The sequence below is a fragment of the Kitasatospora sp. NBC_00039 genome, assembly GCF_045160625.1.
Taxonomy (GTDB): domain Bacteria; phylum Actinomycetota; class Actinomycetes; order Streptomycetales; family Streptomycetaceae; genus Kitasatospora.
Map to the genome: position 1 here is coordinate 5,528,553 of NZ_CP108289.1, position 22,554 is coordinate 5,551,106.

Annotated in this window: 22 protein-coding genes; 12 read left to right on the forward strand and 10 right to left on the reverse strand. The window is 73.5% G+C overall.

Annotated features, from left to right (window positions below):
* Positions 1-101 precede the first annotated feature (101 nt).
* On the forward strand, positions 102-599 hold the full coding sequence (locus tag OG286_RS24655; protein WP_405360054.1) for a GNAT family N-acetyltransferase: 498 nt from the start codon (positions 102-104) through the stop codon (positions 597-599).
* An 82-nt stretch (positions 600-681) separates the two neighbouring features.
* Here OG286_RS24655 and OG286_RS24660 read toward each other — a convergent pair whose 3' ends face one another.
* Positions 682-1,293, reverse strand: a complete 612-nt coding sequence (locus tag OG286_RS24660; protein WP_405360052.1) for a hypothetical protein — start codon at positions 1,291-1,293, stop codon at positions 682-684.
* A gap of 184 nt (positions 1,294-1,477) precedes the next feature.
* Entirely contained in the window at positions 1,478-2,080 is a 603-nt protein-coding gene (locus OG286_RS24665) for an NAD(P)H-dependent oxidoreductase (protein ID WP_405360050.1), read from the reverse strand.
* A 171-nt stretch (positions 2,081-2,251) separates the two neighbouring features.
* Here OG286_RS24665 and OG286_RS24670 point away from each other — a divergent pair, with 171 nt between their 5' ends.
* From OG286_RS24670 to OG286_RS24680, 3 genes are all read left to right on the forward strand, one after another.
* A complete protein-coding gene (locus OG286_RS24670; protein WP_396325804.1) occupies positions 2,252-2,377 on the forward strand; it encodes a hypothetical protein in 126 nt (41 codons plus the stop codon).
* Positions 2,378-2,469: 92 nt separating this feature from the next.
* Positions 2,470-2,964, forward strand: coding sequence for a peptidylprolyl isomerase (locus tag OG286_RS24675; RefSeq protein ID WP_396325802.1), 495 nt, complete (start codon positions 2,470-2,472; stop codon positions 2,962-2,964).
* Between the two features lie 130 nt (positions 2,965-3,094).
* Entirely contained in the window at positions 3,095-3,910 is an 816-nt protein-coding gene (locus OG286_RS24680) for an arylamine N-acetyltransferase (protein WP_396325801.1), read from the forward strand.
* Positions 3,911-4,046: 136 nt separating this feature from the next.
* Here OG286_RS24680 and OG286_RS24685 read toward each other — a convergent pair whose 3' ends face one another.
* Positions 4,047-4,586 carry a hypothetical protein gene (locus OG286_RS24685; RefSeq protein ID WP_396325800.1) on the reverse strand — a complete coding sequence of 180 codons (540 nt, stop codon included), beginning with the start codon at positions 4,584-4,586 and terminating at the stop codon, positions 4,047-4,049.
* A 50-nt stretch (positions 4,587-4,636) separates the two neighbouring features.
* Positions 4,637-6,037 carry an LCP family protein gene (locus OG286_RS24690; RefSeq protein ID WP_405360047.1) on the reverse strand — a complete coding sequence of 467 codons (1,401 nt, stop codon included), beginning with the start codon at positions 6,035-6,037 and terminating at the stop codon, positions 4,637-4,639.
* A gap of 262 nt (positions 6,038-6,299) precedes the next feature.
* Between OG286_RS24690 and OG286_RS24695 the strand changes: the two genes are divergently transcribed.
* The 4 genes from OG286_RS24695 to OG286_RS24710 all read left to right on the forward strand — a co-directional run bounded on the left by OG286_RS24695 (position 6,300) and on the right by OG286_RS24710 (position 10,754).
* Complete coding sequence (locus OG286_RS24695) at positions 6,300-6,377, forward strand: putative leader peptide (protein WP_359810240.1); 78 nt, start codon at positions 6,300-6,302, stop codon at positions 6,375-6,377.
* Positions 6,378-6,500: 123 nt separating this feature from the next.
* Complete coding sequence (gene ssuE / locus OG286_RS24700) at positions 6,501-7,055, forward strand: NADPH-dependent FMN reductase (protein ID WP_396325798.1); 555 nt, start codon at positions 6,501-6,503, stop codon at positions 7,053-7,055.
* 320 nt (positions 7,056-7,375) lie between these two features.
* Positions 7,376-8,161, forward strand: coding sequence for an ABC transporter ATP-binding protein (locus tag OG286_RS24705; RefSeq protein ID WP_396325797.1), 786 nt, complete (start codon positions 7,376-7,378; stop codon positions 8,159-8,161).
* A gap of 19 nt (positions 8,162-8,180) precedes the next feature.
* A complete protein-coding gene (locus OG286_RS24710; protein ID WP_405360044.1) occupies positions 8,181-10,754 on the forward strand; it encodes an ABC transporter permease in 2,574 nt (857 codons plus the stop codon).
* Positions 10,755-10,860: 106 nt separating this feature from the next.
* Here the strand turns inward: OG286_RS24710 and OG286_RS24715 are convergent, their stop codons facing one another.
* Positions 10,861-12,474: an LCP family protein gene (locus OG286_RS24715; protein WP_405360042.1), complete on the reverse strand. Its 1,614-nt coding sequence runs from the start codon at positions 12,472-12,474 to the stop codon at positions 10,861-10,863.
* A 164-nt stretch (positions 12,475-12,638) separates the two neighbouring features.
* On the opposite strand from OG286_RS24715, the gene OG286_RS24720 reads away from it, so the two are divergent.
* Positions 12,639-13,679: a glycosyltransferase family 2 protein gene (locus tag OG286_RS24720; protein ID WP_396325794.1), complete on the forward strand. Its 1,041-nt coding sequence runs from the start codon at positions 12,639-12,641 to the stop codon at positions 13,677-13,679.
* Positions 13,680-13,744: 65 nt separating this feature from the next.
* Positions 13,745-14,362 (forward strand): acyltransferase, encoded by a 618-nt coding sequence (locus OG286_RS24725; protein WP_396325792.1) that lies wholly within the window; start codon positions 13,745-13,747, stop codon positions 14,360-14,362.
* Between the two features lie 65 nt (positions 14,363-14,427).
* Here OG286_RS24725 and OG286_RS24730 read toward each other — a convergent pair whose 3' ends face one another.
* The 3 genes from OG286_RS24730 to OG286_RS24740 form a co-directional block, all read right to left on the reverse strand.
* The gene (locus OG286_RS24730; RefSeq protein WP_396325791.1) at positions 14,428-16,098 is read right to left on the reverse strand and encodes an LCP family protein; all 1,671 of its coding nucleotides are present in this window, start codon (positions 16,096-16,098) and stop codon (positions 14,428-14,430) included.
* Positions 16,099-16,313: 215 nt separating this feature from the next.
* Entirely contained in the window at positions 16,314-17,615 is a 1,302-nt protein-coding gene (locus OG286_RS24735; RefSeq protein ID WP_396325790.1) for an LCP family protein, read from the reverse strand.
* Positions 17,616-17,651: 36 nt separating this feature from the next.
* Positions 17,652-18,443, reverse strand: a complete 792-nt coding sequence (locus OG286_RS24740; RefSeq protein WP_396325789.1) for a TIGR03089 family protein — start codon at positions 18,441-18,443, stop codon at positions 17,652-17,654.
* Positions 18,444-18,547: 104 nt separating this feature from the next.
* Between OG286_RS24740 and OG286_RS24745 the strand changes: the two genes are divergently transcribed.
* Positions 18,548-19,696: a peptidoglycan recognition protein gene (locus tag OG286_RS24745; protein WP_405360039.1), complete on the forward strand. Its 1,149-nt coding sequence runs from the start codon at positions 18,548-18,550 to the stop codon at positions 19,694-19,696.
* Positions 19,697-19,721: 25 nt separating this feature from the next.
* On the opposite strand, the gene OG286_RS24750 is transcribed toward OG286_RS24745, so the two are convergent.
* Positions 19,722-20,213 carry an SgcJ/EcaC family oxidoreductase gene (locus OG286_RS24750; RefSeq protein ID WP_396325787.1) on the reverse strand — a complete coding sequence of 164 codons (492 nt, stop codon included), beginning with the start codon at positions 20,211-20,213 and terminating at the stop codon, positions 19,722-19,724.
* A 6-nt stretch (positions 20,214-20,219) separates the two neighbouring features.
* Between OG286_RS24750 and OG286_RS24755 the strand changes: the two genes are divergently transcribed.
* Positions 20,220-21,188: a DNA-3-methyladenine glycosylase family protein gene (locus tag OG286_RS24755; RefSeq protein WP_396325786.1), complete on the forward strand. Its 969-nt coding sequence runs from the start codon at positions 20,220-20,222 to the stop codon at positions 21,186-21,188.
* A gap of 33 nt (positions 21,189-21,221) precedes the next feature.
* Here OG286_RS24755 and OG286_RS24760 read toward each other — a convergent pair whose 3' ends face one another.
* Positions 21,222-22,514 carry a coenzyme F420-0:L-glutamate ligase gene (locus tag OG286_RS24760; protein ID WP_405360036.1) on the reverse strand — a complete coding sequence of 431 codons (1,293 nt, stop codon included), beginning with the start codon at positions 22,512-22,514 and terminating at the stop codon, positions 21,222-21,224.
* Positions 22,515-22,554 lie beyond the last annotated feature (40 nt).

Consider the following 22,554-nt stretch of genomic DNA (forward strand, 5'->3'; position numbering starts at 1 on the left):
GATGCCGGCACCTTGAATGCGGCACCCGGGAAGCCGGTGCCGCGCGCCGGTGCCCTGAAAACCGGGCGACCGTGCCGCCGGCCCTCACTAGGGTGACCGGCATGTCTACGTCGTCGCCTTCGCCCTCGCCGGCCCTGCGACTGGAGCCGATCACCCCCGCCACCATCGACGCCGCGCTCGCCCTGAAGGTGCGGCCCGACCAGGAGGGGCTGGTGTCGCCGGTGGTGAAGTCCCTGGCCGAGGCGTACGCCCACGGAGACACCGCCTGGCCCCGGCTGGTCTTCGACGGGGACCGGCCGGTCGGGTTCGTGATGGCGTTCCTCGACATCCGCTTCAACCCCGAGCAGCCCGGTGACCAGCCGCAGTCCGGCCTCTGGCGCCTCAACATCGGTGCCGAGGAGCAGGGCCGCGGGTACGGGCGCTTCGCCGTCGAGCAGGTCTGCGCGGAGATCCGCCGCCGGGGCGGGCGCCGGGTGACGGTCACCTACGTGCCGGGCGACCACGGGCCGGCCGGGTTCTACGCGAGCCTCGGCTTCCGCCCCACCGGCGAGTTCAGCGGCGACCAGGAGGTGGCCGAGCTCGCTCTGCCGGAGGACTGACCCCGGCCCGTCCGGGCGGCCCGGACGCGTGTGGAGCAGGAGGCCGGTCCGCCGCCCTCCTGCTCCACCGGTGCGCCGGGCGTCAGCCCAGCAGCAGGTACTTGGTCGACAGGACACTTCCCTGGATGTTGCTGCAGTCGGTGTTCTGGATGGTCTGGCTGTAGGTGAAGCCGGTGGGGATGGTGCACGCCCAGATCCCGTTGGCCGGCTTGCGGAGGTGGAAGGTCGTGGCCTGGACGCCCTGGTTGAGGCTGCACTGGCTCGTGAAGGTGATCCGGTCGTAGGTGAAGGCCGGGGTGGCCATGCAGGCGGTGAGGCCGTCGACCGGAGTCCGCAGGTGGTACGCGTTGGATGTCACGCCGGGCATCTGGCTGCAGGCGCTGCCCCAGGTGATGGCGTCGTAGACGAAGCCGGGCGCGCTCTTACAGGCGGTCAGCCCGTCGACGGGGGTGCGCAGGTGGAACTGCGGCGCGTTCCAACTACCGGAGCTGCAGGTCCGGTTCATGGACACCTGGTCGTAGACGTAGCCGGCCGGGACGTCGCACGCCCAGGCTCCGTCGAGGCTGGTGACGGCGGTGGTGGCGGCGGAGGCGGTGGTCGCGGTGGCGGCGCCGGAGAGCAGCAGTGCCAGGGCGGAGAGGGCGGCGAGCACCAGGCGGACGGCGCCGGTGCGGGCGGTGCGTGCGGCGGACATGGGTCTCCCAAGGGGTGGCCGGTGGTGTGAAGGTCGCACGGTGATTCGGGCAAGGTTTTGTGCCCGCCGCTGGTTCTAGCATGCTCATGTGGATCTCCGCACCCCCGCCGGACGGCAGGGGCGGTTACCCGCCACCGGACGCCCGTCCGCCGGCCATATCCGTCCGTGCGTGCGCTCCTGGGCCTCAGTCGAGCAGCGCCGCCGCCTCCCGGCGAGCCTGGTGCAGCCACTGCGCGCGGGTGGCCTCCGTCGAGTCCGTGACGGTCCGGAAGACCACCCGCCGCACGTCGTCCACGCCCACGTAGGGCAGGACGCAGGCCGCCCAGATCCGTTGCAGTGGGTCGCCGAACTCGCCGTGCTCGCGCTCCTCCGGGGTGTCGGAGGTGTTCAGTACCAGCGCCCGCCCGGCCCGGAGCAGCCCGGCCGGCTCGCCGTCCGCCGTGCCCAGCTTGTATGCCACCCCGGGCACCAGGACCCGCTGCACCCAGCCGGCCAGGACGGCGGGCGGCATGCCCCACCAGTTCGGGTGGACCAGGACCAGTGCGTCGAGGGTCGCCACCTCGGCCCGGTGCAGGGCGAGTTGCGGGTCGGCGGACTCACCGGCCGCGGCGACGGTCTCCGTCTCCCCGGCGGTCAGTGCCGGCTGGAACCCCTCCGCGTACAGGTCGTGCGCCACCACCTCGCAGCCGTGGCCGCGCAGTTCGTCCGCCACGGCCTCGAACAGCGCGTGGTTGAAGCTCCTCGGCCCCGGATGCGCCAGATAGACCCCGACCCTCAGTGCGCCCATGTCCCGTTCCCCCTCGGTCAGTTGCTCTGTGATGATCCTAGGGCGCGCCGACGGGCCCCCTCCCGGCGGCGCCGGGTGGGGTGCAGCGCTCGTCGCCGGGGTGGGCGGGGCCGGCGGCCGTCCGGTCGCAGGGGGCCGCCCCGGTGCGGGCCGCAGGGTTCGAGGACGGGCTTGAACCTGACACCTCTGCGCACCGGCGCGCCGCTCAACCCGGTGCGCGGCGCCCAGATGTACGCGAGCGGCGCGGAGGGGTACACGGACTACCCCGTGCTCGCCGCCGGGCCGGCCGCCGCCTGACGCCGGTGCCGCCTGCCCCGGGCCGGTAGCGCCCTGTGACCGCAGGCCGGGGTCGTCGCGCGTCGCGGGGGGCGGCATGCCATGATCCCTGCATGGGTTCCAACGTTTACTTCGACATCACCATCAACGACGAGCCGGCCGGCCGGATCGTCTTCAAGCTCTTCGACGACATCGTCCCGAAGACCGCCCAGAACTTCCGCGAGCTGGCCACCGGCCAGCACGGCTTCGGCTACAAGGGCTCGTCCTTCCACCGTGTGATCCCGGGCTTCATGCTCCAGGGCGGCGACTTCACCCGTGGTGACGGCACCGGCGGCAAGAGCATCTACGGCGAGAAGTTCGCGGACGAGAACTTCCAGCTCAAGCACACCAAGCCGGGCCAGCTCTCGATGGCCAACGCCGGCCGGAACACCAACGGCTCGCAGTTCTTCATCACCACCATCGTGACCGACTGGCTGGACGGCAAGCACGTCGTCTTCGGCGAGGTCGTCGAGAACCTGGAGCTGGTGACGAAGATCGAGTCGCTCGGCTCGCAGAGCGGCCGCACCAAGGCGAAGATCACCATCGCCGACTCGGGCATCGTGGAGTAGTTCCGCCCTCCCCGAGGCGCTGTGGAGCAGGACGTCGGCCCGGCCGACTTCCTGCTCCTCGCCGTTTCCGGGCCCCGAAGCGTGCCCTAGGACCAAGGACCGATGGCCGAACGGAGTCCGGCGCGATGGAATGGGTGGTGTGGATCTTCCTTCATCGACCGGCGGCGGGCTGACCGCCGCGCAGGTGGACGCCTACCTCGCCCGGATCGGCGCGGTCCGGCCCGGACGGCCCTCCGAGGCCGCGCTGGCGCAGCTGCAGCGCGCGCATCTGGACGCCGTGCCGTTCGAGAACCTGAGCGTGCACCTCGGCGAGCCCGTGCTGCTCGGAACCGGCGACCTTTTCGAGAAGATCGTCACCCGGCGCCGCGGCGGATTCTGCTACGAACTCAACGCCTCCTTCGCGGCCCTGCTGCGCGCACTCGGCTACCGGGTGAGCCTGCTCGGCGCGCGCGTCTGCGACGGGGACCGCCTCGGGCCGCCGTTCGACCACCTCGCCCTGCGGGTGGACCTCGGCGGGCCCTGGCTGGCCGACGTCGGGTTCGGACGGTTCAGCCGGCTCCCGCTGCGCCTGGACGACCGCGGGCAACAGCCGGACCCAGCGGGGGAGTTCACCATCACCCCGTACGGAGGCGACGAGCTCGACGTGCGGATGGACGGCGAGCCGCAGTACCGGCTCGGCCTGCGCCCGTACGAGCCGGCCGACTTCGTGCCGACCTGCTGGTGGCAGGCCACCTCGCCGGACTCGCACTTCACCCGCTCGACCACCTGCTCGCTGCCGGCCCCGGACGGCGGCCGGGTCACCCTGAGCGGCACCCGTCTGATCCGCACCGGCGCCGACGGCGGGCGCACCGAGGAACTCCTCGACGAGGCCGCGGCGTTGGCCGCCTACCGTTCGCTCTTCGGCATCGCCCTGGACCGCCTCCCCATGGTGCTGCACCCGCGGTAGCAGGAAGCCGGTGACCGGAGGAGGGGAGTCGGACCGGCCGGCCGTGCGCGCGGAACAGCGGACCAGGCGGCCGGTTGGCGCAGGTCGGCCGGGGCCCGCCCCGCCTCGGATGCGCGCGGACCCGCACAGGCCCGAATCAACCAACGGCATCCGCCTCGCCGGGGGCCCCGCCGGCAGCCACCCCACCGGGAGCCTCACCGGGCGTCAGCTCGTCCGGAGCCGCTGCGGCCGCCGCCCACGAGCCCTCACGCAGGCCCACCCTGCGGGCCGGAGCGCCGGCCCAGATCTCGCCGGGGCCGGTCGAGCGGGTGAGGACGGCGTTCGCGCCGACGACGGTGCCCGCGCCGACGGTCAGCACGCCCTCCTTGCAGACCACCTTGGCGCCCGCGCAGAGCACCGCGCCGTCCTCCACCACCACCCGCCGCATCGCGCTCCGCTCCTGCGGCACCCACGGGTCGGCCCGCCCGATCGTCACGCCGTTGTAGAGCGTCACGCCGGCGCCGAGCGTGGTGTACGGGTGCAGGACGGTGCCGAAGCCGCGGTGGAAGACGGTCAGTCCGGGCCCGATCTCGGCGGCGGCCGGCACCTCCATCCCGTATAGCGCGAGCGCCTCCTGGACCAGGCGGCCCAGGAGGCGGTGACGGCGGCGGTAGATCAGTGCGGTGACGAGTGACATCCACCCATTGTGTCGAATGCGTCACGCCGCGTCATGTGCGGTCGCGGGGGTTACTTCGTGTCCGGGACGGCCGTGTCGTTCTTGAACGCGTCGAAGACCTGCTTGGCCTTGGCGCTGTCCCACTTGACCGCAGACTCGCCGGTGTTGGTCTTGAAGTCCGGGTTGGCGATCGGCACGGTGATGCTCTTGCCGCCCCCGCCGTTGACGTCCTTCATGGCGAGGAAGAGCGAGCCGAGGTCGGTCAGGCCGGCGTCGTCGTCGACGATCAGGGTGCCGAGGCCGGAGTCCACCAGCGGGTAGAACGTGAACGGGTTCAGCAGGGTGGCGGGCGAGGCGGCCTGCTTGGCCAGTGCGCCGAGGAACTTCTGCTGGTTGCGCATCCGGCCGAGGTCCTGGTCGGCCATCTGGTGGCGCTGGCGGACGAAGGCGAGCGCCTGGGTGCCGGTGAGGTTCTGGCAGCCGGCCTTGAGGTCGAGGCCGGAGTCCTTGTCCTTGACGTCCTGGTCGATGCACATGTCCACGCCGCCGACCGAGTCGACGATGCCGACGAACCCGGCGAAGCCGATCTCGGCGTAGTGGTCGATGCGGATGCCGGTGTTCTGCTCGACGGTCTGGGCGAGCAGCTTGCCGCCGCCCGCCGCGAAGGCCGAGTTGATCTTCGAGGTGGTGGCCTTGACGGTCTTCCCGTTGTCGCCGGGGTGCTCGGGGATCGGCACCCAGGAGTCACGCGGGATGCTCATCAGGGTGTTCCCGTTGTCCCCGATGTGCAGGACCATCATCGAGTCGCTGCGCTTGCCGCCCGCGTGGCCGGTGTGCAGGTCCTCCTCCTGCGAGTCGGACAGGCCGTTGCGGCTGTCGGAGCCGACGATCAGCCAGTTGGTGCCCTTGCCGGCGGCGGGGCGGCCCGCGTAGTCGGTGAGCACGTTCTCGTGGTTCAGCTTGGAGCCGGCCCAGAACCAGGTCGAGACGGCGGTCACCATCATCGCGATCAGGACACCGAACACCGACCACTTGATGATCCGGCGCCGCGGCCAGCGCGAAGGGCTGGCGGCCGAGGGCGGCTGGGTGCCGCCCGGGGCTATCGGCCCGCCGGGGCCACCGGCGCCACCGGGTGCCCCCGGCCCCTGCGCGGGCACCCCGGGCCGAGTGCCCGGCTGCCCGTGCGACGGCGGCTGCCCGTAGCCCTGGGACGGCCCGTACCCGGGGGCCTGCGCCGGAACCGGCGCCTGCCCGCCGGACGGCTGCCCGTACTCCTGTGGCTGCCGCTGCGCGGGGGCCCCGGGCCCGCGCGGGTTCAGCGAAGCCGGCAGCGGCGGTTCGGCCGCCGTACCGTCCCCGCTGCGTCCGTACGCGCCGCCGTTGCCGCTGCCGCCGCCATGGGGGTCCCCCCAGCCAAAGGCTGGGGAAGGGTTCCCGCCGCCGCCCGGGCGGCCCTCCTGCCACGTGTTCATGTGGGAGAGGATGCCCGACGCCGGGTGCGGTGACTCCCCCCGGGGCCCCCACCAGGCGCCTTGTAGCAGTTTTGATGCACGTGCCGGATCGTTCCGCCGCAACTTCGCGCGGGGTGGCCCCGGCGGCCGGCGCCGCGGCGGGCGAGCCCCCCAGCGCGCACCACCGCGTCCCACTACCGTGTCCCGCCATCCGTCCCGCCCCTGGTTCATCTGCCGGAACAATCCTTGACCGGCCGGAACGCTGCGTGTTTGCATGACTGCCATGGATCAGCGATGGACCCTCACGCGTCGGCGGCACGTCGACCTTCAGCGTGTGTCCTGTTCGCTCTGTCGTGGCTGACGCGCGCCCGTCGAACCCTCTCCAGCTCCCGCACCGCTCCGCACCCTGCTCCGCCGCTGCCCGCGCAGCGTGCGCCCCGCAGCCGCAGCGCCGTCCCCGCTTCCCGCCCCAGAGGTGAACTCCATGGCCACCGTCCTGTCCGTGTCCGGCTCGCCGTCCGCGACGTCCCGCACCACCCGCCTGCTGCGCCACGTCGATGCGCAGCTCGAAGCCCGCGGCCACCACGTCGTCCCGTTCGAGGTGCGCAGCCTGCCCGCGCACGCGCTGCTCTCGGCGGACTTCTCCCACCCCGAGATCGTCGCCGCCCTGGAGCTGTTCGCCCGGGCGGACGGCATCGTCATCGGCACCCCCGTCTACAAGGCCGCGTACTCGGGCCTGCTGAAGACCCTGCTGGACGTGCTCCCGCAGTACGCGCTGACCGGCAAGGCCGTCCTGCCGCTGGCCACCGGCGGCTCCACCGCGCACGTGCTGGCGGTGGACTACGCACTGCGCCCGGTGCTCAGCTCGATGGGCGCCGGACACATCACCCAGGGCTGGTTCGTGCTCGACCGCCACATCACCGTCCGGGAGGACGGCGGCACCGCGATCGAGCGCGAGACGGACGTGCTGCTGACGCCGGTGGTGGAGGCCTTCGCCGCCGCGCTGGAGCGGCTCGCCGTGCCCGCGCTCACCGGCTGACGGCCTTCGGGAACGGCCCCGTACGGGCCGACCCCGACCCGGATGGCGGCTACCCCTAGGGGGAGGGGCGCCGCGCCCCGTACAACTACGGTTGAGGCGCTTCATACCGGCGGATGACGAGCGATCGTGCCGCCGCTCCTAACGTGGATCACATCCCCGCCCGTCCGAGGAGGGTCCGGTTCTGTCGGGTCGGCAGCCAGGTCCACCGGAAGGGTGGGGCTGACTCCCGGTCGAGGACTCTCTCCTGCACCCTGTCGCAGCACAGGTGGCAGCGGCAAGGCTGGGGGGCAACGGGTGGGCCCACTTCTTAGGAGAATCCAGTGACGACGGCAGCAGCCGTGTACGACCCCCAACTTCCCGGCGGCGCGGCCGCCGTCGCCGCCTCGGCCCGTCAGGTGACCAAGGCCTACGGCACCGGCGAGACCAGGGTCACCGCGCTGGACGCGGTGGACGTGGACATCCAGCGCGGCCGCTTCACCGCGATCATGGGCCCCTCGGGTTCGGGCAAGTCGACCCTGATGCACTGCCTGGCCGGCCTGGACACCGTGTCCGAGGGCCGGATCCGGATCGGTGACACCGAGATCACCGGCCTCAAGGACAAGCAGCTCACCAAGCTGCGCCGGGACAAGATCGGCTTCATCTTCCAGGCGTTCAACCTGCTCCCGACGCTGAACGCGCTGGAGAACATCACGCTCCCGATGGACATCGCCGGCCGCAAGCCGGACACCGCCTGGCTGAACCAGGTGGTCGAGACGGTGGGGCTGGCCGACCGGCTCAAGCACCGCCCGACCCAGCTCTCCGGCGGCCAGCAGCAGCGCGTCGCGGTGGCCCGGGCGCTGGCCGCCCGCCCCGAGATCATCTTCGGGGACGAGCCCACCGGCAACCTCGACTCGCGCTCCGGCGCCGAGGTGCTGACCTTCCTGCGCCGCTCGGTCGACGAGCTCGGCCAGACCATCGTCATGGTCACCCACGACCCGGTCGCCGCCGGCTACGCGGACCGCGTGCTCTTCCTCGCCGACGGCGTGATCGTCGACGAGATGCACGCCCCCACCGCCGACTCCGTCCTCGAACGCATGCGCCGTTTCGACGGCAAGCGCACCAGCTGAGCGGGCGGGACACAGACTCATGCTGCTCAAGACGTCACTGAGAACCTTCTTCGCCCACAAGGGGCGGATGGTGCTCTCGCTGATCGCGGTCGTGCTGTCGGTCGCGTTCGTGTCCGGCACCCTGGTGTTCTCCAACACCGCCACCAGCACCTTCGACAGGCTCTTCGCCTCGACCGCCTCCGACATATCCGTCCAGCCGGCCAAGGCCGACGGCGACGAGCCGGACCAGCCGGCCGGCAGGGTCGCCACCGTGCCGGCCGACGTGATCCAGAAGGCCGCGGCCACGCCCGGGGTCAAGCAGGCTCTCGGCCAGGTCTTCGTCGGCAGCGCCGTGCTGGTCGACCCGCTCACCAACAAGCAGATCGGCCCGACCGGCGGCGCCCCGACACTGACCGGCAACTGGACCGACACCCCGCGCAACTCGGTCGAGATCACCAGCGGCCACGTGCCGCAGGGCGGCGACCAGATCGTGCTGGACGCCGACACCGCGAAGAAGGCGAAGCTCGGCCTCGGTGCCAAGGTGCGCGTCATCACCGCCACCAACGGCAACCACGACTTCACCCTCGCCGGAATCGCCACCTTCAAGACCACCAACCCGGGTGCGGCGCTCGCGTTCCTGGACACCCCGACGGCGCAGCAGGACCTCCTCGGGAAGGCCGAGTTCACGTCGGTCGAGGTCTTCGGCGACGGCAGCCGCTCCAACGACCAGCTCAAGGCCGACGCGCTCGGCAAGCTGGGCGCCGGCTACCAGGTGAAGACCGCGGCCGAGCAGAAGGAGGAGAACAACAAGAGCGTCGGTTCCTTCCTCAACTTCATGAAGTACGCGATGCTCGGCTTCGCCGGTATCTCGCTGCTGGTCGGCGGCTTCCTGATCATCAACACCTTCTCCATGCTGGTCGCCCAGCGCACCCGTGAGATCGGCCTGCTGCGCGCCATCGGCGGCAGCCGCAAGCAGGTCAACCGCTCGGTGCTGGTGGAGGCGCTGATCCTCGGCCTGCTCGGTTCGACGCTGGGCCTCGGCGCCGGCCTCGGCCTGGCGACCGGCCTCATCCAGCTGATGAAGGCCGTCGGGATGAACCTCAGCGCGACCGATCTGCAGATCGGGCTGAACGTGCCGGTCGCCGCGTACGCGGTCGGCATCGTGATCACCGTGCTGGCCGCCTGGATCCCCGCGCGCCGGGCTAGCAAGATCGCTCCGATCGCGGCCCTGCGTGACCACGGCACCCCGGCCGAGGCCCGCTCCAACGTGGTCCGCACCGTCGTCGGCCTCGTGCTGACCGCCGGTGGTGGCGGCCTGCTGGTGCTGGCGGCCAAGGCCGGCAAGGCCGCAACCGGCGGCCAGTACCTGGGCCTCGGCGTGCTGCTCACCCTGATCGGCTTCGTCGTCCTCGGCCCGCTGCTGGCCACCACGGTGGTGCGGGGGCTCGGCGCCGCGCTGCCGGCCCTGTTCGGCCCGTCCGGCAGGCTGGCCCAGCGCAACGCGATGCGCAACCCGCGTCGTACGGGGGCCACGGCGGCCGCGCTGATGATCGGGCTGGCGCTGGTGATCGGCGCCTCCGTCTTCACCTCCTCGATGGTCAAGTCGACCAACGAGCAGATCGACAAGTCGGTCGGTGCCGACTACGTCATCTCCAGCAGCCAGGGCATCATCGGCGAGGCGATGGTCCAGGCGGCGAAGAAGACCCCGGGCGTGGCGCACGTCACCGAGCAGAAGGAACTGCGGGGGGTGAAGATCAACGTGCCGGACGGCCGGACGGTGACCACGGGCATCTCCGCGGTCTCGGCGGACTTCACCGACGACTTCCGGCTCCCGGTCAAGTCCGGCGCGGCCGGCTCGCTGAACCAGGGCTCGCTGGCGATCGGCGAGGACCTCGCCAAGGACTACGGCCTCAAGGTCGGCGACACGGTCAAGCTGGACTACGGCCAGGGGCGGGCCCAGTCCGTGCCGGTCGGGGTGGTGATGTCCAAGGGCGACTCGCTCTTCAACGGCGCCACGTTCGTGGGCATCGACACCGTGGCCAAGGCCATTCCGGCGGCCGAGATGCCGCTCGACGTGCAGATCTACGGCAAGGCCGCGGCCGGCGCCGACGTCGCCAAGACGCTCGCCGCGCTGGAGGAGTCGCTCAAGGACTACCCGCAGCTCAAGGTCCGGGACCAGGCCGGCTACAAGGAGCTCGTCCAGCAGCAGATCAACACCCTGCTCTACATGATCTACGGCCTGCTCGGCCTGGCGATCGTGGTCGCGGTGCTCGGTGTGATCAACACCCTGGCGCTCTCGGTGGTCGAGCGGACCCGCGAGATCGGCCTGCTCCGGGCGATCGGGCTCTCCCGCCGCCAGCTGCGCCGGATGATCCGGCTGGAGTCCGTGGTGATCGCCCTGTTCGGCGCGATCCTCGGCACCGGCCTCGGCCTGGCCTGGGGAATCACCGGGCAGCAGGTCCTCAAGGACCAGGGCCTGGCGACGCTGGCGGTGCCGACCGGCACGATCGCGGTCACGCTGGTCGCCTCGGTGGTCATTGGTCTGGTCGCCGCCCTCGTCCCGGCCTTCCGGGCCGGGCGGATGAACGTCCTCGCGGCGATCGCGACGGACTGACCCCCCCGGATCGGGGGACCGGGGGACGGCAGGGGCCGGGTGCGCGACAGCACCCGGCCCCTGCCGCGTACCCGCGTCGGCCGGGTCCTGTCCGGAAGATCAGGGCCTAAGGACAGATGATGTCCGTCGCCCGCTCGGCCGTCACCGGCACGGAAGGCGCCGCCGTGGCGGCCGGAGAGGCCGGAGCCGGCGAAGAGGCCGGGGGCGGCGAAGAGGCCGGGGGCGGCGGAGGCGCGGGCGGCCCGGACGCGCCAGGCCCCCCGCTCGGACCCGCGCTCGGATCCGCGCCCTGACCCGCGCCGGGACCAGCGCTCGCCGACGCCCCCGGGGCCGCCGGGTAGTCCGCGCCCGCGAAAACCTGCAGGGTGGGCCCGAGCCCCGGAACGGTCGCCAGCTCCGCGCCCGGCAGGGCGGCCGCCAGCTTCCGCGCCGACTCGGCCAAGCGCGGGTCGTACCGGACCACCGTCCGGCCGGGCGCCGTCCCGGCGGGGGCGTTGGACGGCGCGCCGGTGGTGGCGAAGCCGGCCCGTCGCAGGTCGCCGTCGACCCGCGCGCCGAGCCCGACGACCCCGGCCGCGTTGAACACCTGGACGTGCACCTGCTCCGGCGCGACGGCGGGTGCGGTGGCAGCGGCCGGACCGGCAGCCCCGGCCGGCGCCCGAGCCGGAACCGCCGAAGGCGACGTCCCCGCCGTCCCGTCCCCCAGCGGCCGCCCGGCCCGCACCGCGTCGAACAGGGCCCGCGCCCCGGCCTGGTCCCAGAGCACCGTCGAGCCCCACCCGCTCACCGGGTGGTCGAGCTGCGCCAGCGGCACGGTCGCGAAGTCCGCCTGGCCCGTCGACAGCTCCTTCATCCGGGTGCCCAGGGTGATCAGGTCGTCCGCGGTGAGGTCCTTGTCGGCCTTGACCGAGCCGAGCAGGCTGTCGGTCACCCGGGCCAGCCGGACCGGGTTGAGCAGGGTGCCGCCACTGGTGAGCTGGTGCAGCAGCTGGGCGACGAGCTTCTGCTGCCGGTGCATCCGCCCCAGGTCGGAGGTGGCGTCCACATGCCGGGCGCGGACGTACTTGAGCGCCCCGGCGCCGTCCAGGGTGCTGGTGCCGGCCGGCAGGTCGAGGCCGGAGTACTCGTCCTTGAGCGGCTTGGCGGTGCACACCTTCACCCCGCCGACGGCGTCCACGGCGGAGACGAACCCGGCGAAGTCGACCTGGAGGTAGTGGTCGATCCGCAACCCGGTGTTCTGCTCGACGGTGGCGACGGTGAGCCGCGGCCCGCCCATCCCGTACGCCGCGTTGATCTTGCCCTTGGCGGCCGGGACCTCCTTGCGGGTGGTCTGGTCCCGGTGGGCGGGGATGTCCACGTACGAGTCGCGCGGGATGCTGACCACGCTGGCCCGGGCGCCGTCCCCGGCGAGCTGGACGATCATCATGGTGTCGGTGCAGTGGCACGACTCGCCCCCGGCGTGCAGCACGTCCTTGAGGGTCCTCTCGGGGATGCCGTCCCGTTCGTCGGTGCCGATCACCAGGAAGGTGGTGGAGCCGTCGTCGGCGGGCCGGGCCTGGTCGCCGCTGAAGGCGTCGACCCGGTCGATCGAGCCGAGGCCGTGCAGCACCGCCCAGCCGCCGCAGGAGGTGGCGAGGACGCTGAAGGCGATGCCGGCGGCCAGCCGGCGGGGCCAGGCGCGGCGCCGCCCGGGCGGGGTGTGCAGGGGGGAGACGGGCATCTCTCGGATGGTAGGGGCGGCCCGCTCCGGGCTGGGTGAGGGCGCGCCGGGGGTGAGGAGTACGGTGGGCCTCGTCGATGAAACGTTCCTCCGGTGAAGGGTGTGCGGAGGTACCCGAACCGGGACAAGACGGCGACCCTTCGGCACCGGTACGGTTGGCCCCGATGAACACCAAGGCTGCTGAGGAGCTGCCGGCGGTCTCCGTGATCATGCCGGTGCTCAACGAGGAACGACACCTGCGTACGGCCGTCCGGCACATCCTGGAACAGGACTACGCCGGGCCGATGGAGGTGGTGATCGCCCTCGGCCCGTCCACCGACCGCACCGCGCAGATCGCCGCCGAGCTGACCGCCGAGGACCCGCGGGTCCGTACCGTGGAGAACCCCACCGGCCGCACGCCCGCCGGCCTGAACGCGGCGATCCGGGGGTCCAGCCACCCGATAGTGGTCCGCGTCGACGGTCACGGCCTGCTGACCCCCGGCTACATCACCACGGCGGTCCGGCTGCTCGGCGACATGGAGGCCGCCAACGTCGGCGGCATCATGCACGCCGAGGGCGAGACCGACTGGGAGAACGCGGTCGCCGCCGCGATGACCTCCAAGATCGGTGTCGGCAACGCGGCCTTCCACACCGGCGGCCTGGCCGGCCCGGCGGACACCGTCTACCTCGGGGTGTTCCGGCGCGAGGTGCTGGAGAGGCTCGGCGGCTACAACGAGGAGTTCGTCCGCGCCCAGGACTGGGAGCTCAACTACCGCATCCGCCAGGACGGCGGCCTGGTCTGGTTCACCCCGCAGCTGCGGGTCACCTACCGCCCGCGCCCCACCGTGCGAGCGCTGGCCAAGCAGTACAAGGACTACGGGCGGTGGCGCCGGGTGGTCACCCGCTACCACCGGGGCTCGGTCAACTTCCGCTACCTCGCCCCGCCGGCCGCGTTCCTGGGCGTCACCCTCGGGCTGGTGCTCGGCGCGGCCGTCCACCCGGCGTTCCTCGCGGTTCCGGCCGCCTACCTGCTGGGCATCCTCGGCGGCGCGGTGGTCGTGGGCCGCGGCCTCCCGGCGAAGGCCAAGGCACTGCTGCCGGTCGCCTTCGCGACCATGCACCTCAGCTGGGGCTTCGGCTTCCTCACCTCGCCGCGCTCGCTGGCGCGCCGGGTGATCGGCAGCCGCGCCCCGGCCGCCACCGACGTCGTGGCCGAGGTCGGCTGACCCGATCCGGCCAATCCCGCGGACCCGCCCTCGTGCCCCCTGCGCCGACGCTATCGTCGGGCGCCATGGGGACAGTTGAGGGCGGGCCCGTCGCCGGTGCCCGCGTCGAGCCGACCGCGGACGTGGACGACCGGGCGGTGCTCGGCTCCGGTACGACCGTCTGGCACCTCGCCCAGGTGCGGGAGGACGCCGTGGTCGGCGCCGACTGCATCATCGGCCGCGGCGCCTACGTCGGCCCGGGCGTGCGGATCGGGGACCGCGTCAAGCTGCAGAACCACGCGCTGGTGTACGAGCCCGCCGTGGTCGAGGACGGCGTGTTCGTCGGCCCGGCGGCCGTGCTCACCAACGACCTCTACCCGCGCTCCGTCGACGTCGACGGGAAGCTGAAGCGCGGCGACGACTGGCACGCCCGCGGGGTGACGCTCCGCGAGGGCTGCTCGGTCGGCGGCCGCGCCGTCCTCGTCGCCGGGGTGACGGTCGGCCGCTGGGCGCTGGTCGCCGCAGGCGCCGTGGTGCACCGCGACGTCCCGGACTTCGCCCTGGTGGCCGGCGTCCCGGCCCGCCGGATCAAGTGGGTCGGCCGGGCCGGCGAGCCGCTGGAGCCGGACGGCCCGGACCACTGGCGCTGCCCGCGCACCGGCGAGCGGTACCGCGAGACCGACGGCACCCTCGCGCTGCTCTAGGTCTCGGCCGGCCGGTCCTGCCGGGCGCGCGACCGACCGGCCAGGACCCGGATACGACCCGGCCGCTACTTGGCGCAGACGTCGGTGTCGTCCGCCTGGACGCGCTGGAGGTCCTTGGGCGCCTCGGTCGGCGCGGCGCTCGGGGTGGCCGGCGCCGCCAGCACGTCCTTGCCGAGCACCAGGACCAGAGCGTCCCTGGCACCCGCCTTCGGGTCCTCCCTGACCGCATCGGCCGGCAGGCCGAGGGCGGCGGCCAGCGCGGCGGCCTCGGCGGCCTTCCCGGCCGGGTACGCGACCGAAGTGGTGGGCGTGGCAGGTGCGTTGGCGGCGGTCGCGGCCTTGGAGAAGCTCTTCGCCTGGAGCTTGTCGACGGCCTGCTGCGCCTGCCCGGGCGTCCCGCTGCCGTTGCGTACCATCACCCGGACGTCCTTGGCGTCCACCGCGGGGGTGGTGGCCGTCGGCGAGGGTGCCGGGGCCGCCGCGGCCTCCGGAGTGGTGGCCCCGGGGGCGGCCGGGGCGGCAGGGGCCGCCGTCTCGGTCAGCGAGCGGTCGTTCGCGACCAGCGAGAACACCTGCCCGGCGTCCGGCTGCTTCAGCACCAGCCGGTTCTCGTCCTTCGGGTCGTCCAGCACCGGCACGGTGGCGAAGGTGATGTTCTTGGTGTCGACCTTGCTGACGTCCAGCGCCAGGTCCTTCAGCTTGTCGACGCTGCCGATGCCGGAGTCCACGGTGAGCGCCTTGGTGGCGGCGTCGGCGAGCTTCCACAGCTTGGTCGGGCTGGTCAGGGTGTCGCTGCTCTTGACCGAGCGGATCATCGAGCTGATGAACTGCTGCTGGAGCGGGATCCGGGTGAGGTCCCCGCCCAGGCCGACGGCGTGCCGGGTGCGGACGAAGGCCAGCGCCTCGTCGCCCTGCACCACGTGCCGGCCCTTGGTCATCTTCAGGTGGGAGTCCGGGTCGTTGATGTCCTTGGCCGCGCACACCTCGACTCCGCCGACGGCGGTGGAGAGCGTCTTCACGGCATCGAAGTTGACCATGACGAAATGGTCGACCCGGATACCCGTCATCTTCTCGACGGTCTTCCAGGTGCAGCCCGGATCGCGGCCCTCCTGCCCGAGGCTCTCGTTGAACATCGCCCGTGCCGAGCCGGGGATCTTCTTTCCGGTATCGGTGTCGCACTCCGGGACCGGCACCATCAGATCGCGCGGAATGCTGATCACGGTCGCGTTGCTGCGGTCCTTGGCGACGTGGAAGAGCAGGGTGGTGTCGGCGTGCCCGGCACTGCCCTCGTCGCCGTACTCGCGGCCCAGGCCCTCCCGGCTGTCGGTGCCGATCACCAGGATGTTCAGCGCGTCACCGGCCGCCTTGGGTCGCTCCTCGTCGCTGCCCAGCTGCACCTTGACGGCGGTGATGTTGTCGTTGAAGTGCTGGTACGCGTAGTAGGCGCCGCCGCAGCCGGCCACCAGGACCAGCGCGCCGACTCCGGCCGTCCACTTCAGCGCCCGGCGCCGCCGGTTGCGCCTGGCCGCGCCCCTGCGGCGGTGTCCGGCCCGGCCCCCGGGGTGACCGGGCTCGGTGGCGGCCTCCGGCGCGGCGGCCGCGGAACCCGGCTCGGGGGCGGCTGCCCGGCGGTGCTGCGCGGGGATGCCCGCGTCCGGGTCGAGCCGGTACTGCCCGGTGTCGGGGTCGAGCACCCACTGGTCGGCGGGGTCGACCTCCTGCCTGTCCTGCTGCACGGGGGTTCCCTCCCTCCGACCGGTCTGCACGGGCCGGCGCGCGTGCCACGCACCGACCCGGACACACTAGACGAGCCGCATGGGGGAATTGTTCCTGATGTGATCTCCGCCATGTCCGGAAACCCCAATTCACCAGCCAATCAGGCGCCTGGGAATTCCCGGGGAATGCCTGGCAGCCTCATGATCTGTACACAAAAGGGTGACCCGGCCCGCGGTCAATGGATCGCGCAGGAGTCCACGTCGGCGGTGTGCCCCTCGAAGGAGGGCGGCGCCGTGGCGGAGGGTGACGCCCCGGCAGCCCGGTCCGCCCCGCCCGCCGCTGTCGCCCCGGCAGTCGCACTCGGTGCGGCGGTCGTGCCCGGCGTCGCAGTCGGTCCCGTGCTCGGCCCTGCGCTCGGTCCCGCCGTGGTCGGAGCGGCGGACCCCGGCGGGCGGACGGCGACCGGACGGTCGTCGCGCAGCGCCGTGAACAGCTGCGTGGTCTGCGGCTGCACGAACTCGTCCCGGTCCGAGTCGAAGCGGTACGGGCGGCGCGGCGCGGTCAGGAACACCACGTCGGAGGAGGGGATCCCGCGCAGGTCCTGGGTCAGGTCGTAGAGCGCGCCCAGCGAGGAGAGCCCGCCGTCGGCCTTGACCGAGGAGGTCGCCGCGTCCAGCACCGGCCAGAGCCGGGCCGGGTTGAGCAGCACGCCCTGCGACTGCACCTTGCGGATCAGCGCGGCCAGGAACTGCTGCTGACGGCCCATCCGCTGGGTGTCGCTGCCGTCGCCGAGGGTCTCCCGGGCCCGGACGTAGCCGAGCGCCTGCTCGCCGTGCAGGGTCTGCCGCCCGGCCGGGAGGTCCAGCTTGGCGTCCTTGTCGTGGATCGCCTGCGGTAGGCACACCTCGACCCCGTCGACGGCGTCGACCATGGACTTGAACCCGGTGAAGTCGAGGATCACGTAGTGGTCGATCCGGATGCCGCTCAGCTGCTCCACGGTCCGGATCGAGCAGGCCGGGCCGCCGGTCTCGAAGGCCGCGTTGAACTGCAGCAGCGCGGGCCGGCTCCGGGTGCCGTCCGGCTTCTCGCAGGCGGGGACGGTGACCATGACGTCGCGGGGGATGGAGACCGCCGTCGCGTGCCTCCGGTCCGCCGCCAGGTGCAGCAGGATCGTGGTGTCCGAGCGCTGGCCGCCGGCCTCGCCGTACGAGGCGTTGGTGCCGGTGCGGTCGTCGCTGCCGATCAGCAGGATGTTCTCGGCGCCCTTGGCCCCGGAGGTGCGGCTGGGCCGTTCGGCCTCCAGCCGGGCCAGCAGCCGGTCGGTGGTGGAGTCGGTCTGGATGTTCCCGTCGAGCTTGCGGTAGGCGATCCAGAGCAGCGCGCCGCAGGCGACCAGCAGGAAGGCGAGGACGCCGGCGGTGATCATCAGCCACCGCCGGCGCCGTCGTCCGGGTGCGGTCGGGGTGTCCGGGGCCTCGGCGGTGTCCCGGGGAGGGGGGTTGTCGGTCGGGGGGTGCTCGGTGTCGTCCTCGGCCATGGCAGGGATCCCTACCCGCCGGGCCGGGGCCGGGAGTTACCCGAGGCGCAGTGTCACCCGTTCGGATTCGGTCCGCTTCTCCCACTGCTCGGGGCTGAGGCCCTCCGAGTTGCGGCAGAGCACCACCGAGGCGCCGGCCGCCAGCGGCGCCAACAGGCCGGCCTCCAGGCCCGACCAGTCGTCGAACGAGAGGGTCGAGAGCACCCGGTCGCCGGTCTTGATGCCGAGCCGGGCGGCACCCTCCCGGGCCAGCTGCACCGTCTGGTCACCGGTCAGCTTCAGCGGCAGGCCGTCCACCCCGGTTTCCAGCGCGGGCGCGTCCGGCGTGACGGGGGAGTACGGCGCGAACCGGTCGCCCTGGCCGGGCACCTCGGCGGCGTAGTCCAGGAAGCCGTCCGGACGCTGCGGGAAGCGGCCGCCGAGCGGGCGCAGCGCGAGGGCCACCCGCTCGCCCTCGCAGGCCTGGGCGGACTCCAGGCCGTCCGGGCCGCTGACCACCAGGTCGGCGTCGGCGGGCTCACCGCCGGGGACCGCCGCCACCCCGACCGACCAGCAGGCCAGCAGCCAGACGGCGCTCTGCCAGTGGGCGGGCAGCAGCAGTGCGGCGCGGTCGCCCGGGCCGGCGTTCAGCTCGTCCTGGAGGAGGTTGGCGGTCTTGGCCACCCAGTTGTCGAAGGTCCGGGCGGAGAGCTCCACCCGTTCGCCGGTGGCGTCGTCGTAGAAGGTGACCAGCGGGGCCGCGGGATCGACTGAAGGAGTGCCACCTCGCAGGTATGCGTGCAGCAGCTCGACGGGGGTTCGGGCATCGGCAGCGAAAGGCGCAGTCATGGTGCGCCCCAGCCTACGGCCTTCGGGTGGGCGACCGGGAGGGGTGCCCGGGAGGGGGCGAGGCGGCGTGGCGGGCACGGCGTTTTACCGTGAACATCCCTTTTATGCGCATCTCTCTCCCGGCGGCCCTCCCCGCCGCCCTCCCCGCCGCCGTCCTCGCCGGCTGCACCGCCGTGCTACTCCTCCAGCCGGCCGCCGCCGGTGCCCCGGCCGGCCCGGCCCCGCGGTACCGCGCCTCGGCCGGCGGCGGCTCCGTCACCGCCCTGCCGCTGCCGGGCGGCCGGGCCATGCCCCCGAGCACCACCCGACCGTTCGAGCTGCTCGGCGTCGGCTGGGACGGCCCGGGCGGCGCGCTCGCGGGCGGCTCGGTCCGGGTCCGCACCAGGGACGCCGCCACCGGGATCTGGACCGGCTGGCACACCCTGGAGGCGGACGGCGAGGACGGGCCGGACACGGCCTCGACGGACGCCGGGCCGCACAGCGCGACGGCCCCGCTCTGGACCGGGCGCAGCGACGGTGTCGCCGTCGAGGTCACCCCCGGCCCCGGCGGCCTGCCGGCCGGCCTGCGGGTCGAACTGGTCGACCCCGGCGGGGGCGCCGCCCCCGTCACGGCCCGGACGCTGCCCGCCAGGCCGTCGGACGGGCACCAGGCCCCGCGGCCCGCCATCATCACCCGGGCCGGCTGGGGCGCCGACGAGTCCCTTCGGGACCCGGACTTCGAGTACACCGGCCCGGTCCGGGAGGTCTTCGTCCACCACACCGCCAGCGCCACCGCGTACGACTGCGCGGACGCGCCCCGGGTGATCAGGGCCATCTACCAGTACCACGTGCAGACCAACGGCTGGCGCGACATCGGCTACAACTTCCTGGTCGACCGCTGCGGCACCGTCTACGAGGGCCGGGCCGGCGGCGCCGACCTGCCGGTGCACGGCGCGCACACCCTCGGCTTCAACACCGACTCGGCGGGCGTCGCCGCGATCGGCACCTACGTCACCGACCTCCCCCCGCCGGCCCTGCTCGACGGCCTCGCCCGGACGGCCGCCTGGAAACTCGGCCTCACCGGCCAGGACCCGGCCGGCACCACCGAGCTGACCTCCACCTCCGACGGCAGCCTCTACCCCAAGGGTACGGCGGTCACCTTCGACGCCATCTCCGGCCACCGCGACGCCTTCGCCACCGAGTGCCCCGGCTCCGCCCTCTACCCCCTCCTCCCCACCATCCGCTCCCACGCCGTGTACCTCCGGACGCACTGACCCGGGCCGTCGGCGGCTCCGCGCCCTACACCGGCCCCGGCCCGCGTCCGATCAGCGTCCGCAGCTCCGCGGTGAGTGCCCGCGCGAGGTCCGGCCGCAGGTCGTACCGGGCCGGGGTGTTCTGCAGCAGCGCGATCCGCCAGCCCGTCCCCGCGTTGACCGCGATCACCGTCTGCAGGGCGTTCAGCGCCGGATCGAGGTCCTCGGCGTCGTCCGGCACCAGCCCCGCGACGGCGTCCAGCTGGGCCACCCCCGGCCCCAGCCCCCGGATCCGCCGGACCTTGGCGACGTACTCGGGAGTGACGTGGTCCGCGAAGATCCGCCCCAGCTCGGCGGCGATCACCGAGCGGCCGCTGTGCCGGGTGCCGTCGAACCCGATCACCTCGCCGTCCTCGGCGAACGGCCCGGCGAGGGCCGCGCCGTCCCGCAGGTTCCAGCCCTCCAGCACCCGGTGGTAGAGCGCCCGGACGGCGCCCTCGTCCGCGGGGGACAGCTCCGGCAGCCGCGTATCGTTCATAACCCCATGGTCGGCGGAGAGCGAAGGAGGTGCACGGCGGTGACAGCCCCCACGGCGACGAGCGAGGGCGCGGTACGCCGCTGGCGCCCCGGCTTCCCCCTGGACGCGGCCCGCACCCTGCTGCCGCTGCGCCGCGGTCCCGCCGACCCGGCGTACCGGACGACCGGCGACGGCGCGCTCTGGCGGGCCTCCCGCACCCCGGCCGGCATCGGCACCCTGCGCGTGCTGGCCCGCCCCGCCGAGGGCACGGTCGAGGCGAACGCCTGGGGCCCGGGCGCGGAGTGGCTGCTGGACAAGCTGCCGGTCCTGCTCGGCGCGGAGGACGACCCGGCCGGCCTGGTGCTCCCGCCCGGCCCGCTGCGCGACGCCCAGCGGAGGGTGGCCGGGGTCCGGCTGGCCCGGACGGGGCTGGTGATGGAGTCACTGGTGCCGGCGATCCTGGAGCAGAAGGTCACCACCAGCGAGGCGTACCGCGCCTGGCGGACGCTGCTGCGCGACTTCGGCACGCCGGCACCCGGTCCGGCCGAGGGCATGCGGGTGGCGCCGTCGGCCCGCGACTGGGCGCTCGTCCCCAGCTGGGAGTGGCACCGCGCCGGCGTGGACCCGAAGCGCTCGGCGACGGTCGTGCGCGCGGTCCGGCTGGCCCCACGGCTGGAGGAGGCCGCCGCGATGGACCACACCGAGGCCTTCGCCCGCCTCACCGCGGTGCCGGGCATCGGGATCTGGACGGCCGCCGAGACCCTCCAGCGCAGCAACGGCGACCCGGACGCGGTCTCGGTCGGCGACTACCACCTGCCCAACCTGGTCGGTTGGGCCCTGGCCGGCCGGCCCCGCAGCGACGACGCCCAGATGCTCGCGCTGCTGGAGCCCTACCGGCCCCACCGCCACCGCCTCTGCCGTCTCCTCCTCGCCACCGGCACCCACGCCCCCCGCTACGGCCCCCGCCTCACCCCCAACGACCACCGGGGGAGATGAGCGACCGCCGGGACGCGTCGCCGGCTCCGGCCCCTACCGCACCTCGATGAAGGCGTCCGCGCTGCGGTCGGGGCGCTCGCGCGGGGGTTCGGCCGGGCGGCCGACGGCGATGGCGCCCATCGGGTCCCATCCGGCGGGGAGGTCGAGGGCCTCGCGGACGGTGTCGCGGCAGAACATGGTGGAGGAGACCCAGGCGGAGCCGTAGCCCTCGCCGGTGAGGGCGACCAGGAGGTTCTGCACGGCCGCGCCGATGGCGACGGTGAACATCTCGCGTTCGGCGGTGGCCCGGCGCCGGTCGGGGTAGTCGTGCGAGCCGTCCATCACCAGGCAGGGGACCACCAGGTACGGCGCGGCGCGCAGGACGTCGCCCCGGGCGGTGCGGCGGGCGATCCTGGCGTCGTCCCAGCCGTCGAGTTCGCGCAGGTCGCGCTGCCAGGCGGCGAGCATCGCGTCCAGCAGCCCCGTCCGGGTCTCCGCCGACTCCAGCAGCACGAACCGCCAGGGCGTCGTGTGGTGCGGGGCGGGCGCGGTGACGGCGGCGGCGACGGCGCGGCGGACGGCGCCGGGGTCGACCGGTTCGGGGCCGAAGGCGCGGATGGTGCGTCGCAGGGTGACGGCCTGCCGCAGCGCCTCGGAGGTGCCGAGCCGGAACATGTCGTCGGCGGCGGGGCGGATCAGCGGCCGGGTGCCCTCGCCGTCCTCGGCGGTGACCAGGTGGCCGAGGCCGCGGACCACGGCGACCGGGGTGCCGGTGGCCTTGCCCTTCACCAGGTCGGCGGCGGCGGCGAGTTCGTCGGCCGTCGCGGTGACGGTGAGGGCCAGCTCGTTGCCGTGGGAGTCGGTGCGGCCCCGGTGGTCCTCCAGGACGGGCAGCCCGGCGGCGCCGATGGCGACGTCGGTGAGCCCGTTGCGCCAGGGCCGGCCGAAGGTGTCGGTGACGACGACGGCGAGCCGGCGGCCCGTGAGCTGCTGGAGGTGTGCCCGAAGGGCGCGGGCGGAGGCGTCGGGGTCCTCGGGCAGCAGCAGCACGGTGCCGGGGGCGGTGTTGGAGGCGTCGACGCCGGCGGCGGCCATCACCAGGCCGTTGCGGTTCTCGACGATCCGGGCCGGGCCGCGCCGGGCGACCACCCGGACGGTCTCGGCGTCGATCGCGGCCTCGCGGTCGGCGGCGTGCAGCAGCCGGCCCTCCGCCTTGCTGACGATCTTCGAGGTGACGAGCAGGATGTCGCCGTCCTCGTACGTGGCGGCCTTGGCGATCAGCCCGGCGAGGTCGGCACCGGCGTCGATCTCGGGCAGCCCCTCGACCGGCAGGATGTGCAGGCTCATGCGCCCGCCTCGCCGGACGCAGGGCTCGTGCCCCGAGGCC